Raw genomic sequence first — 12,695 nt, 5'->3', positions numbered from 1 at the left:
AGTGGCTTGGAACGTCAGTGGTTTCGAACGTCAGTGGTTGAGGACGGCGTCGAGAAAGGCCCGCGCCCGCTCGTTGCGGGTCGAGGTGAAGAACACGTCGGGCGTCGAGACCTCCCGGATCTCGCCCTCCTCCATGAAGACGATGCGGTCGGCCACCTGCCGGGCGAAGCCCATTTCGTGGGTCACGAGAACCAGCGTCACGCCGGAATGGGCGAGGCCCTTGATGACGTCGAGCACCTCGCCCACCATTTCGGGGTCGAGCGCCGAGGTCGGCTCGTCGAACAGGAGAATGCGCGGCTCCATGGCGAGCGCGCGGGCGATGCCGACGCGCTGCTGCTGGCCGCCCGAAAGCTGCGTCGGAAACTTCTCCGCCTGCGCTGCGATGCCGACCCGGTCGAGCAGCGTGCGCGCCTTGGCGCGGCTGGTCTCCCAGGACAGCTTCTTCACCCGCACGGGGCCGAGCGCGACATTGTCGAGCACGGAGAGATTGGGAAACAGGTTGAAGGCCTGGAACACCATGCCGGTCTGCTGGCGAACCTTGAGGAGGTTGCGCCCGCGCTCCACCCGGACGCCGCCGACGAAGACGTCGCCCGCGTCGTACTCCTCCAGATGGTTGATGCAGCGGATGAGCGTGGACTTGCCCGAACCGGACGGCCCGAGAAGCACCACGACCTCGCCGGCCGCCACTTCCAGATCGACACCCTTCAGCGCCTGGAACGTGCCGTAGCGCTTGGCGACGCCGCGCATGCGGATGATCGGCTCGTTGGATGAAGTGGCCATATCAGCGGGCCTCCCGCGCCGAATAGGGCTTCTCGAACCGGGCGACGAGGCGCACCAGCGGCAGAAGCAGGATGAGATAGAGCATGGCCGCGCCGATCAGCGGCGTCGGATTGGCGGCGAGCGCCTGCGCCTGCGTCGCCTGTTTCAGAAGGTCCGGCAGCGCCACGACGGAGGCGAGCGCGGTGTCCTTCATGACGTTGATCGAATTGTTGGTGAGCGGCGGAATGACGATGCGCACGGCCTGCGGCAGCACCACGTCGCGCATCACATCCACGGCGTTGAGGCCGATCGACTGCGCGGCCTCGAACTGGCCGCGCGGAATGGCCTCGATGCCGGCGCGGTAGATCTCGGCGGTGTAGGCGGAGGAGACGGTGGTCAGCGCCAGGCAGGCCGAGGCGAAGGGCGAGAGGCGAATGCCGATGAAGGGAAAGGCGTAATAGACGATGACGAGCCAGACGAGGACGGGCAGCGCGCGGAACACGTCGATATAGGCAATGCTCAGCCAGCGCAGCGGGCGCGGCGCGTAGAGCCGCATCAGGGCCAGGCCCAGCCCGCCGAGAAGCCCGAGCACGATGGACAGGCCGCCGAGCAGGATCGTGCGCCAGAGCCCCTGCAGGAGCTGCGGCATGGAGCGCCAGAGCACATCCATGTTGAAGAAGGTGGTGACGATGTCCATGCCGGGCCTTGGGCGAGGAGACAAAGGGCAGGCGGCGAAGGGTCAGCTTCGCCGCCTCGCGAAGGCAGGAGGCGGTCGCTAGAGCGCCGCCGTCCGATCTTAGAGCCTGTTTGGAAACTCAGTCGGGTCGGTCCGACGGGTCTTTTTCGCTGTCACCACAGGGCGAGACATGCTGCGCAAGCGCAGCAGAGGTCTCGCCCGTCCGCATGGACCGTTGCCAAGCCTCGCCGATGCGCCCTAGCATCACTCAAGTTTGGCGCCTCGCGACACCCAAAAATCCCTCGCCGGCCCTCCGCCGCCGAATTTCCAAACAGCCTCTTAGAGCTTGGGCGGCTCGGCGACCTTGACCGTCGAGGTCGCGGCGTCCGGCTTGGTGCCGAACCACTTCTCGTGCAGCCCGGACAGGAACCCGTCCGTCTTCATGGCCGTGATCGCCTTGGTGGCCTCGGCGACGAGGGGCGAATCCTTGGCGAACATGACCGAATACTGTTCGCCGGTCGGGATGCGCTCCACCACAGCATATTGCGGCTTGTCCTTGATGTAATAGGCGACGGCCGGAATATCGGAAATGTAGCCGTCGATGCGACCGGCGGCGAGATCCAGCATGGCGGGCGACAGGCCCTCGAAGCGGCGGATCTCGGAGAGGCCCAGTTCCTTCTCGTGGGCGGTGGCGTAGATGTCGCCGGTCGAGCCGGTGTCGACGCCGACGACCTTGCCGTTCAATCCCTTCAGGCCCTCGATGCCGGAGGATTTGAGAACCGAGAGCGACTGGTCGCTGTCGTAGTAGGGCTGGGCGAAGGAGACCGATTCCAGCCGCTTCTTGGTGATGGTGATGGACGAGATCGCAGCGTCGATGCGGCCGGACTGGACGGCGGAGAACAAGCCGTTGAAGGGAATGTTCTCGAAGCTCGTCTCGTCATAACCCATGCGCTTGGCCATTTCCTTGACCAGCTCGACCTCGAAACCCACGGTTTCCGACTTTTCGTCCTGAAACTCCCAAGGCACGTTGCCGATATTGGCGCCGACCGTCAGCGACTTGGCCGCGGCGGGGCTGGCGATCGTCAGGAGGGCGGCGGCCAGCGCGGCCAGTTTGATGCGGGTCATGTCGGCTCCAGAAAACGAGAGGGACGAAGCGGCGAACCATCGGGCCTGTTGGCGGCACGACGGGTTCGATCGGCACGTGAACAAAAATTGGTCAGGCTTGTGCAATGCACTCCACCGATCAATGGTATGGAGTGTACGGAGCTTTGTGAAGAGGAAAAAACAGGATGACTGATAAATTGCATACAGAACAAAACGAAGCGGATGTCGCGATCGTCCGCGCCTATCTCGAAGCTTCCATGGTGCCCGACCCCGACCGGGCCGCCGGCTTCATGGCGCCGGGCTGCACCATCACCTTTACCGGGGGCCGCGCGTTCAGCCATCCCAGCGGCCCGACCTCGGTCAACGCGGCGCGCTACAAATGGGTGAAGAAGCGCATGGAGCGCTTCGACGTGGCGCCGGGCGACGGCGTCACCACCGTTTATTCCTGCGGCTATCTCTATGGCGAATGGCCGGACGGCACGCCCTTCGACAACAATCGCTATGTCGATCGCTTCGAGGTCGTGAACGGGCGTATCACCAAGATGGATGTCTGGAACGACTCGGCGGAATGGATACTGGACCCCGCTCTGCGGCGCTGACGGGAGGGGCGGCGGCCGGTGGACAGGGCGCTGGGAGAGCACGGTCGCCCTCAAAGCGCACGGCGCTCGGGCGTCGTCTCAGGCGCGGCAGGCGCGGGAACGGTCTTCGTCTCGCTGTGAAGGGCCGCCGCCGACCCCCTCCCCTTTCCGCGTCCGGGGGCGGCTCGGCGTCTCGATCTTGAGAGGAAACGCCGGGCACGCCGGGCCGCGCCTCAACGAGCGGACAAACGGCGTCCGGCTTTGGGAGCGCCTACAAAATCTCTCAGCGGCGGATGGGCGAGAGATTTTTGTCCGGGGCCGAGGAGCGAAGCGCACTCGATGCCGGCCGCAGGGCCAAGCATTCGCGACGACGCCCCCGGCAGAAAGACTGAGGCACCCGACTCCCCGAGATCTTTGCCGGGTGCTTTTAGCGACTGTTTCACAACCCGGCGGCGGCGGGCCGTCGAGTGATGCCTCGACGTTCGCAAGGCACCAAACGCATCCGATGCCGGCGGCATAAGCGAGGATTGGAAACGGTCCGTGCAGACGGGCGAAACATCTGCCGCGCGAGCGCGGCTCTGATGTGCTCACGCAACTCCGCCGCGCATGCGCGGCATGTCGCGCCCTGGGGCTTCAGCGGAAAAGCGCCGACGGACTGACCCGACCGGGTTGTCAAACAGTCTCTCAGCCCTCGGCCGCCTGCTTGCGGCGGCGGCGCGGGGCGGGCGCGTCGGTTTCGGCGTAGGGGGCGAGGATTTCCATGAGATCGCCCCGCGCCTCCGGTGCCTTCAACAGCGCGCGCTGCGCAACCTGGTCGAGATGATGGGCCATGAGTTCGGCGGCGCTGATCTCGTCGCCCGCCTCCAGCGCCGTCAGCACCTCGCGATGCTCCGAGATCGCGCATTCCGAGGAATGCGGGCGGCCGAAGGTCGCGAGCGACAGGCAGGAGCGATAGGCGGTCTCGCGGACATAGCGCGACAAGGTCGGACGCCCGGTCATCTCGGCCAGCCGTACGTGGAACTCGGTGGCAAGGCGCAGCGAGGTGGTTTCCGGCCCGCCGCGCGCCGCCTCCTCCGCCGCCACATGCTCGGCCAGCTCGGCCAGCTGGCGCGGCGACAGGTGGCCGGCGAGGCGCCGCACCACGAGGCGCTCCAGCTCGATACGGATGTCGAACTCGTCGCGCGCCTCCTCGAAGGAGGGCGTCGCCACAACGGCGATCCGGTTGCGCCTGAGCTCCACCAGCCCTTCCGAGGCGAGCTGGCCGAGCGCGTGGCGGGCCAGCGTCCGGCTGACGCCGAAGCGCTCGCCCAACTGGTCCTCCGGCAGCTTGTCGCCCGGCGCCAGCGCCCGCTCCAGAATGGCCCGCCGGATGGCGCGGCAGATCACCGACGCACGGTCCGTCGCATCCGCCTGACCGTCGGGTGTCGAGTCCTTCGTCACGCCCTGCCGTCCTTCCGCGCCCGTTTCGCTGGGGGTAGCACGTCTTAGGCGGGCAAAGAAGGCAGAAGACACGCTCTCCGATCCACGAAATCCAACTCGTATTGTATGCACTTTAGTGCCACAACGCATTCGAGACGAGCGGCTTGTCATGTGCGGGAGACGCCGCGCCGCCGCGCTCCGGGCGGGGTCGTTAGGCTGCGACACTTTCGGTCTCTGTCGGGCGACCCCTTTGCGCCCTACCCTTCCCCCTATCACGCGCGGATCACGCGCCCGCCATCGAGGATTGAGTCCAGCATGAGGATCGATGCGGTTGCGGGGGCCAACGGGCGCTCGATCGTGGTGATCGGCGACTTGGTCGAGGGCTGGCCGCCCCATGATCTCGGCGCACAGGAGCTGGACCGCCTGGCCCTCGACGGGCTCGAACCGCCCCAGCCCGCGCCGGAAACCGAGCCCCCGCCGCCCGTGATCGGCGGTTATCTCGAACGCCTGCCGCTCTCCTGCGTCGCCGCCGGCCTCGCCGCCCAGGCCGAGATCTGGCATTTCGCGCGCTCGCACGATCTGCCGCCGACGCGTCACGAAAGCCCCTGGCTGACCCGCCGCGTCTTTCGGCTCGACCGGGAAGGGGCGCCCTTTTCCTCGACACATATGCTGCGCCATATCGAGCGCTTCGGCGCGCCGGCGATTCTGGTCGTGCTGGGCCTTGGCGTCAACGAGCGCGTGCTGGACGCCTGCGAGACGAGCTTCAAGGTCTACAATTCCATCGACGCGCCGTCGCTTCGCGTGCCGCCGGATGTCAGCCGGCATTTCGATCTGGTTCTGACCGGCGCCGAGTGGCAGTCCGCCGAGGTCGAGGCGCGCCATCCCGGCATGGCGACGGCCGTCATGCCCATCGGCCCGGAATTCGCCGATCCCGAGACCTTCCGCCCGCTCGGCACGGACAAGCCCTACGACGTCGTCTATGTCGCGGCGGCGCAAGGCTACAAGCGGCACGACATCCTGTTCGACGCGCTCGCCTCGGCCCCGCGCCCGCTCCGCGCGCTCTGCGTCTTCGGCTATGGTGAAATGGGCGAGGCGCTGCGGCGCGAGGCGCACGAGCGCGGCCTCCAGGTCGATTTCGTCGGGCCGCCCGGCGTGCCCTTCGCCGAGGTCAATGCCCTGATGAACCAGGCGCGGATCGGCGTCGTCTGCGGCGTGGACGACGGCGCGCCGGCGATCCTCACCGAATACATGCTCGCCGGCCTGCCGGTTCTCGCCAACGAGAAGCTCGCCTGCGGCCTGCACTTCATCCGTCCCGAAACGGGGCGCGCGGCGCCGGCCGAGCGTTTCGGCGAGGCCCTCGTCGCCATGCTGGACGATCTCGGCCGCTTTCGGCCGCGCGAGGCGGTTCTCGAAAACTGGATCTGGCCGCGAACCGTGGAGCGCTTCGGCGCGTTGGTGCAGCGCAAAGCGTCCGGCGCCTGCCGGATGGCGGCGTCCGACGTCCCGTTGTCCCGGTTCGCACCGGCCCCGGATTGAACTCGAGTGGACGAGGATCTCGACTTGCCGCGACTGATACAGGACGCCTCCGCGCCGACCCACCACCGATCCGGCGAAGGCGTTCGGCCGAGCGGCCCGACGATCATCTGCTTCTCGCATCTGCGCTGGGATTTCGTGACCCAGCGACCGCAGCACCTAATGCGGCGTTTCGCCAGGGATCACCGCGTGTTCTTCTTCGAGGAACCGATCGGCTGCGACCACCCCCTGCCCTATCTCGAATACCACCCCTTCCCCGCCGACGGCATCGTCGCGCTGCGCCCGCGCCTGCCGCATTGGTGGAACGAGGCCGAGCGCGAGGCGGGTCTGCGCGGTCTTCTCGCCATGCTGGTGGAGATTTCCTGCGCCGGAGAGCCGGTTCTCTGGTTTTACACGCCGATGATGTTCGCCTTTGCGGGCGAGATCGAGGCGGCGGCCGTGGTCTACGACTGCATGGACGAACTCAGCGGCTTCCGCTTCGCGGACCCGCGCTTGACTGAGATGGAAGCGGCGCTGATGCGCCGCGCCGATCTCGTCTTCACCGGCGGCTGGAGCCTGTTCGACGCCAAGCGCACACTGCACGACAACATCCACCCCTTCCCCTCCGCCGTCGATGCCGAGCATTTCGGCCGCGCGCGCCGCGCCAACGGCGCCGCGCCGGGGGATCAGGCGGGCTTGAATGGGCCGATCTTCGGCTTCTACGGCGTGATCGACGAGCGGCTCGACCTCGAACTGCTGCGCGAGCTGGCAAGCCTGCGGCCGGACTGGAGCTTCGTCATGCTCGGCCCGATCGCCAAGATCGACCCGGCCGAGTTGCCGCGCGGGCCCAATCTCCATTGGCTCGGCCCCAAATCCTACGGCGAGCTGCCGCATTATCTCGCGGGCTGGGACGTGGCGCTGATGCCCTTCGCCATCAATGAGGCGACGCGCTTCATCAGCCCGACCAAGACGCCGGAATATCTCGCCGGCGGGCGGCCCGTCGTCTCGACGGCGATCAACGACGTGATCCGCCATTACGGCGCGCTGGAAGGCGTCGCCATCGCGGGCGACGCGCCGGCTTTCGCCGCCGCCTGCGAGCGGGCGCTTTCGCTCGGGCGGGCCGGGCCTTGGCTCGGGCAGGCCGACGCGCTGCTCGCCAGCATCAGCTGGGACCGGACGCAGGCCGACATGGCGCGGCTTCTGACTGAAGCCGTGCTCGCCGCGCGCCTCGCCTCCACAAGGGCGGCCAATGACGAGGCCGACGGCGCGAGCGCTGCGCTCGCCCCCTATCTCGCCCGCGTGGCGCAGAGCGCCGAGGCCGAGGGTGAAGTCGGACCGGGCCGCTGCCCCGGCGCCGTGGCCGCCGCCGCCATGCTGACCGCCGGGTCCTCGACTTGAGCCCCAGCCGGCCGTTGCTGCGCGTCTGCCTTGCCACCGACAGCCTGATCCCGTCGGGCGTCGGCGAGCATATGCTGGCCTTGGCGCGGGAACTCGCGGACGAGGCGGAGGTGATCATCGCCGCCGATCCGAGAAGCGGCCTGTTGGAGCGCGCGCTCCGGGCGGGCCTTGCCGCGATCGGCTTCGACGCGGGCGAGCCGGAAACCCTGACGACCGCCCTCTCCCCCTGGCGGCCCGACATTCTTCACATCCAGGCCGGGATCGGCTGGGAAGGCCATGGGCTGGCCGCTGCCGGCCGGGCCAGCGGCGCGCGCGCGGTGCTGCGCACCGAGCACCTGCCCTTCGTGCTGACCGACCCCGAGCAGATCCGCGATTATCTCCGTAGCGTCGGGGAGGTCGACGCCGTGCTCTGCGTCTCCGACGCCGCCGCGCGAACCTACGTTCAGGCGGGCGTCGATCCCGCCAGCGTGGAGGTGGTGCGCAACGGCATTCCCGAGCCCGCCCCCTCGCGCAGCCGCGAGGAGGCGCGCGAAGCGCTCGGCCTTCCTCTTGAGGCTCCAGTGCTGCTCGTGCCCGCCCGGCTGACCGAGCAGAAGGGCCACCGCGTTCTTCTGGAGGCGCTGCCGGCGCTTCGGGCGGCGGTGCCGGGCCTCGTCTGCCTCCTGGCGGGCGACGGCCCGCTGCGCGCGGCGCTGGAAGCGCAGGCGGAAGCGGCGGGATTGCTGGGCCTTCCCGAGCCCGTTCTGGAAGCGCGCCGCCTCGTCGCGGTGGGCGCCTGGGACGACGCGCCGGAGGCGGGCGACGATCTCGATCTGGCCGTCCGACCGAGGGACGCCCTCGTCTCCTCGTCCGGCTGCGTGCGCTTTCTTGGCCATCGCGACGATGTCGCCGACCTTCTGGCCGCCGCCGATCTCCTGGTTCTTCCCTCGCTTTTCGAGGGCCTGCCGCTCGCCGTCCTGGAGGCCATGGCCGCCGGGCGCCCCGTGGTCGCGACCCGCATCGGCGGCACGGACGAGGCCGTGGCGGAGGGCGAGACGGGCTGGCTGGCCGAGCCCGGCGAAGCCTCGGCGCTGAGCGAGGCCATCGGTGCGGCCCTTGGCGACCCGGCGGCGCTGCGCCGGGCGGGCGCGTCCGGACGTGTGAGATTCGAAGCCGCGTTTCGCGCCAGCCGCATGGCGCGCGAAACCGGCGCGCTTTATCGGCGGCGCCTCGCCGCCTCCCCTTTCCCCATGCAGGATGTGCAGATGACGCGAACTCGGATCGGTTTTGTGGGCGCGGGCGGCATCGCCCGCCGCCATCTCGGCATTCTTGACGGGTTCGACGATGTCGAGATCGTGGGCTTTGCCGACACCGACCGCGCCAAAGCCGAGGAGGCCGCGCTCGCGCGGGGCGCGCGTGCCTTCGCGGACGCCGCCGAGATGATGGACGCCTGCCGCCCGGACGCGGTCTATATCTGCATCCCGCCCTTCGCTCACGGCGCGCCGGAGCGCGCGGCGATCGAGCGCGGCATTCCCTTCTTCGTGGAAAAGCCGGTGGCGCTGGATCTCGACACAGCGGAGGCGATCGCCGCAGAGGTGGAGGCCAAGGGGCTCGTCACCGCCGTCGGCTATCACTGGCGCTATCTCGACACGGTGGAGGAGGCGCGCGGTCTCCTGGCCGACAATGCGGCCCAGCTTCTGTCGGGCTATTGGCTGGACTCCACCCCGCCGCCGCAATGGTGGTGGCGCGAGGATAGGTCGGGCGGTCAGATCGTGGAGCAGGCGACCCATCTTCTCGACCTCGCCCGCTTCCTCTTCGGCGAAGTGAAAAAGGTTTATGGCCGCGCCGGGCACATGGACCGCGAGGCCTTTCCCGGCCTGGATGTCGCGACCGTTTCCACCGCCAGCCTCACCTTCGAAAGCGGGCTGGTCGCCAATCTCGCCTCGACCTGCCTTCTCGGCTGGAACCACCGCGTCGGCCTCCACATCTTCGCCGACCGGCTGGCGATCGAGCTGACCGACCATGACATCATGGTTGATGTCGGCCGGGGCCGCCCGGTGCGCGGCGCCGATGGCGACCCGGTCTGGCGCGAGGATCGCGACTTCGTGGATGCGGTGGCCGGCCGCGAGAACCGCATCCGCTGCCCCTATCGCGACGCTGTCGCGACGCATCGTCTGGCGCTCGCCGTGGTGGAATCCGGGCGCAGCGGCGAGGTGATCGAGCTGCCGCTCGACGCCCCGCCGCGCGCGCCGCTGGCCCCGCTGCAGTTCCAGCCGCGCCCCGAGCACCATGGCGAACCGCACGCCCTGCCGCCCGGCCACCGGCATATCCGCTCGCTCGGCGTCGAGCGTCCGGGCGAGCCCTATCATTTCCAGTACGAGGAAGGCCCTCCGGGCGAGGGCCAGGTGCGGCTCGACACGCTCTACACCGGCTTCTCGGCGGGCACGGAGCTGACCTTCCTCAAGAACACGAACCCTTACCTTCATTCGCGATGGGATGGCGGGCGCGGCGTCTTCGTGCCGGGCGAGGCGGGCCAGCATTTCCCCCTGCCCTTCCTCGGCTACATGGAAGTCGCCCGCGTTTCCGAATCCCGCGCCGGGGGCTTTGCGCCGGGTGAAGTGGTCGCCTCGACCTATGCCCATAAGTCCGGCCACACGGCCGATCCGTTCCACGATCTCCTGGTGAAGATGCCGGCTTCGGTCGATCCGATGCTTGGCATCTATGTCGCGCAGATGGGGCCGATCGCGGCCAACGGGCTGCTCCATGCCGATGCCGAGCTCGGCGGCGCCGATGTCACGCGGCTCGGACAGGGCGTCGCCGGTCGGCCCGTCCTGGTGATCGGCGGCGGCGTGGTCGGCTTGCTTGTCGCGCTTTTCGCGCGGCGCGCCGGCGCGGCCGAGATCGTGGTCGCCGACCCCTCGCCCTTCCGGCGCGAGCGGATCGAGGCGCTGGGCTTCACCGCCATGGACGAGGACGGCGCCTGGAACCACGCGAAAGCGCGCTGGCACCATGGAGGCGGGGATCGCGGCGCCGACTTCGTGTTTCAGACGAGAGCCGACGCCCGATCGCTGCACGCCGCGCTTCGCGCCTTGCGCCCGCAGGGTACGGTGATCGACCTCGCCTTCTACCAGGGCGGCGCGGAAGCCGTGCGGCTCGGCGAGGAGTTCCACCACAACGGTCTGAACATCCGCTGCGCGCAGATCAACCGCGTGCCGCGCGGCCTGGGCTTTAGCTGGAACAAGCGCCGCCTTGCCGAGGAGACGATCGGGCTGCTCACCGAGCGCGGCGCCGACATCGCCCGGCACATGATCACCCATGTCGTGCCCTTCGAGGAGGCGCCCGCGTTCCTGCGCGATCTCGTCGCCAACCGGCCCGACTTCCTGCAGATCGTCTTCAAGGTGGCCGACTGATGGACGGCTGGGATCGCGAGAGCGGGGATCGCTCGGAACGGGGAGACGCGCAAACCGAGCCGATGCGCATTCTCTTCGTCTTCGCCTGGCTGGTGGTGGGCGGCGAGGAGACGGAGGTGCGGCTTCTCGCGCGCCATCTCGACCCCGCGCGATACCGGATCGACGTGGTCGCCTGCTTCCGCAAGGAGGGCATGCCGGAGCAGACGCATCGGCAGCTGGAAGAGCTCGGCGTGTCCGTCGATCGCACGCCCTATGCCCTCTCCTTCGAGGACACGATCGCGTATCTGAGGGGCAAGATCGCCGGCTACGATCTCGTCGTTTCCTGCCAGAACGTCGCCGACATCTATCCCGCCCTCGAAGGGATGCACGCCCATCCGCCCTTGATCGAGCATGGCGGGTTGGTGTCGGAAGCCCTGGCCGGGCCGAAGCACAAGACCAGCCGTTATGTCGGCGTCTGCCGGACCATCCGCGACGCCGCTGCCTCGCGCATGCCGGGCCGCGAGACGGACGCGATCGAGATCCCCTCCATGGTGGACCTTTCCGCCTTTCGGCCGGGCGGGCGCGAGGCGATGCGCCGCGCGCTCGGCATCGCGGAGGGCACGCCGCTCGTCGGCTGGGTCGGGCGGCTCGACCCGAAGAAGCGCGTGGAGGATTTCCTCGACGCAGCGGCCTTGGTGCTCAAAATCCGGCCCGACGCGCGCTTTCTCGTGGTCGGCGGGCCCGACGCCTTCCTGCCGCACTATGCCGTGGAGCTGCACGAGCGCGCCAAGGCGCTGGGCCTCGACGGCAAGCTGCGTTTTCTGGGCGACCGTGCCGACATTCCCGAGCTTCTAGCCGCGCTCGATCTCTTCGTCTGGCTCTCGCGCGGCGAGGGCATGCCGCATGTCGTGGCGGAGGCCGGGGCGGCCAGCCTTCCCGTCGTCGCCACCGCCGACAACGGCACGCTGGAGCAGATCGAGGACGGGGTGAGCGGGCTCTTCGTTCCGCACGAGAGCTCGGCCGAGGTCGCGCATGCCCTCCTCGGCCTGATGGCGGACCCGGCGCGGGCTCGGCGATTGGGTGCCGCGCTGCGCGCCAAGGTCGAGCGCGACTATTCCGCTGAGGCGCTGGCGCCGCGCTGGGAACGGCTCTTCGAGGAGGTGCATCGCGAGGCCAGCGCGCCGGTACATCGCCCGAGCCTCTTCCGCTCCTTCTTCCATGGCGGGTTCGAATCCTCCAGCCACCGCCGGGCGCATGACCGGCGCCGGCTCGACATGATCGCGGCGAGCTATCACGACCGGTTCGCGGCCGAGGACTACGCCGCGCTGGGCCTTCACGGTATCCGCACCGTGCGCGACGGGCTGCGCTGGCATCTCATCGAGCCCGAGCCCGGGCGCTACGACTGGCGGAGCCTGGAAGCCCAGCTTTCCGCCGCTGAGCGGACGGGCACGCAGGTCGTCTGGGACATTCTCCATTACGGCTGGCCGGACGATCTCGACATCTGGCGCCCCGAATTCGTCGATCGCTTCGCCCGTTTCGCGGCAGAAGCCGCGCGGGTGATCGGCGCGCGAACGCGCGGCGCGCCCTTCTACGCGCCGGTCAACGAGATCTCCTTCTTCGCCTGGGGCGGCGGGGATGCGGGCTATCTCAACCCCTTCGCGCGCGGCCGGGCGCACGAGTTGAAGGTGCAGCTCTCCCGCGCCTCGATCGCGGCCATGGAGGCGATCTGGCGGGTCGACCCCAGCGCCCGCTTCGTCCATGCCGATCCCGTCATCAATGTCGTGACCGACCCGCACCGCCCGCACGAGGCCCCCCATGCGGAGGGGCACCGGCAGGCGCAGTTCCAGGCCTGGGACATGCTGGCGGGCCGCGCCTGGCCGC

9 protein-coding genes are annotated in these 12,695 nt (G+C 68.9%); 5 read left to right on the top strand and 4 right to left on the bottom strand.

The window, feature by feature from the left end:
• Positions 1-30: 30 nt before the first annotated feature.
• The 3 genes from AUL32_RS17185 to AUL32_RS17175 form a co-directional block, all read right to left on the bottom strand.
• Positions 31-780 (bottom strand): amino acid ABC transporter ATP-binding protein, encoded by a 750-nt coding sequence (locus tag AUL32_RS17185; protein ID WP_062117557.1) that lies wholly within the window; start codon positions 778-780, stop codon positions 31-33.
• 1 nt (position 781) lies between these two features.
• Positions 782-1,456: an amino acid ABC transporter permease gene (locus tag AUL32_RS17180; protein ID WP_062117553.1), complete on the bottom strand. Its 675-nt coding sequence runs from the start codon at positions 1,454-1,456 to the stop codon at positions 782-784.
• Between the two features lie 318 nt (positions 1,457-1,774).
• Positions 1,775-2,560 (bottom strand): ABC transporter substrate-binding protein, encoded by a 786-nt coding sequence (locus tag AUL32_RS17175; RefSeq protein ID WP_062117549.1) that lies wholly within the window; start codon positions 2,558-2,560, stop codon positions 1,775-1,777.
• Between the two features lie 164 nt (positions 2,561-2,724).
• Here AUL32_RS17175 and AUL32_RS17170 point away from each other — a divergent pair, with 164 nt between their 5' ends.
• Positions 2,725-3,138 carry a nuclear transport factor 2 family protein gene (locus AUL32_RS17170; protein WP_062117546.1) on the top strand — a complete coding sequence of 138 codons (414 nt, stop codon included), beginning with the start codon at positions 2,725-2,727 and terminating at the stop codon, positions 3,136-3,138.
• Between the two features lie 663 nt (positions 3,139-3,801).
• Here AUL32_RS17170 and AUL32_RS17165 read toward each other — a convergent pair.
• Complete coding sequence (locus tag AUL32_RS17165) at positions 3,802-4,557, bottom strand: GntR family transcriptional regulator (protein ID WP_062117543.1); 756 nt, start codon at positions 4,555-4,557, stop codon at positions 3,802-3,804.
• Between the two features lie 294 nt (positions 4,558-4,851).
• On the opposite strand from AUL32_RS17165, the gene AUL32_RS24620 reads away from it, so the two are divergent.
• The 4 genes from AUL32_RS24620 to AUL32_RS17145 form a co-directional block, all read left to right on the top strand.
• Positions 4,852-6,072, top strand: coding sequence for a glycosyltransferase (locus AUL32_RS24620; RefSeq protein WP_082659771.1), 1,221 nt, complete (start codon positions 4,852-4,854; stop codon positions 6,070-6,072).
• A 24-nt stretch (positions 6,073-6,096) separates the two neighbouring features.
• Positions 6,097-7,446 (top strand): glycosyltransferase, encoded by a 1,350-nt coding sequence (locus AUL32_RS17155; protein WP_244497940.1) that lies wholly within the window; start codon positions 6,097-6,099, stop codon positions 7,444-7,446.
• On the top strand, positions 7,443-10,835 hold the full coding sequence (locus AUL32_RS17150; RefSeq protein ID WP_156421515.1) for a glycosyltransferase: 3,393 nt from the start codon (positions 7,443-7,445) through the stop codon (positions 10,833-10,835). Before AUL32_RS17155 ends, AUL32_RS17150 begins: the two co-directional genes overlap by 4 nt.
• Positions 10,835-12,695: glycosyltransferase family 4 protein (locus AUL32_RS17145; protein WP_062117537.1), on the top strand; the 1,861-nt coding region annotated here is incomplete at its 3' end. The genes AUL32_RS17150 and AUL32_RS17145, both read left to right, overlap by 1 nt.

Origin of the sequence: Aureimonas sp. AU40, from assembly GCF_001463785.1 — a bacterium.
GTDB lineage: Bacteria > Pseudomonadota > Alphaproteobacteria > Rhizobiales > Rhizobiaceae > Aureimonas.
Note: the sequence above shows the minus strand (reverse complement) of the source record. Positions and strands in the feature narration are given on the sequence as shown.

What these genes read in the sequence shown, in the direction of transcription:
- AUL32_RS17185 (WP_062117557.1), bottom strand. Translation starts at nt 780, where the DNA reads ATGGCCACTTCATCCAACGAGCCGATCATCCGCATGCGCGGCGTCGCC.
- AUL32_RS17170 (WP_062117546.1), top strand. Translation starts at nt 2,725, where the DNA reads ATGACTGATAAATTGCATACAGAACAAAACGAAGCGGATGTCGCGATC.
- AUL32_RS17180 (WP_062117553.1), bottom strand. Translation starts at nt 1,456, where the DNA reads ATGGACATCGTCACCACCTTCTTCAACATGGATGTGCTCTGGCGCTCC.
- AUL32_RS24620 (WP_082659771.1), top strand. Translation starts at nt 4,852, where the DNA reads ATGAGGATCGATGCGGTTGCGGGGGCCAACGGGCGCTCGATCGTGGTG.
- AUL32_RS17175 (WP_062117549.1), bottom strand. Translation starts at nt 2,560, where the DNA reads ATGACCCGCATCAAACTGGCCGCGCTGGCCGCCGCCCTCCTGACGATC.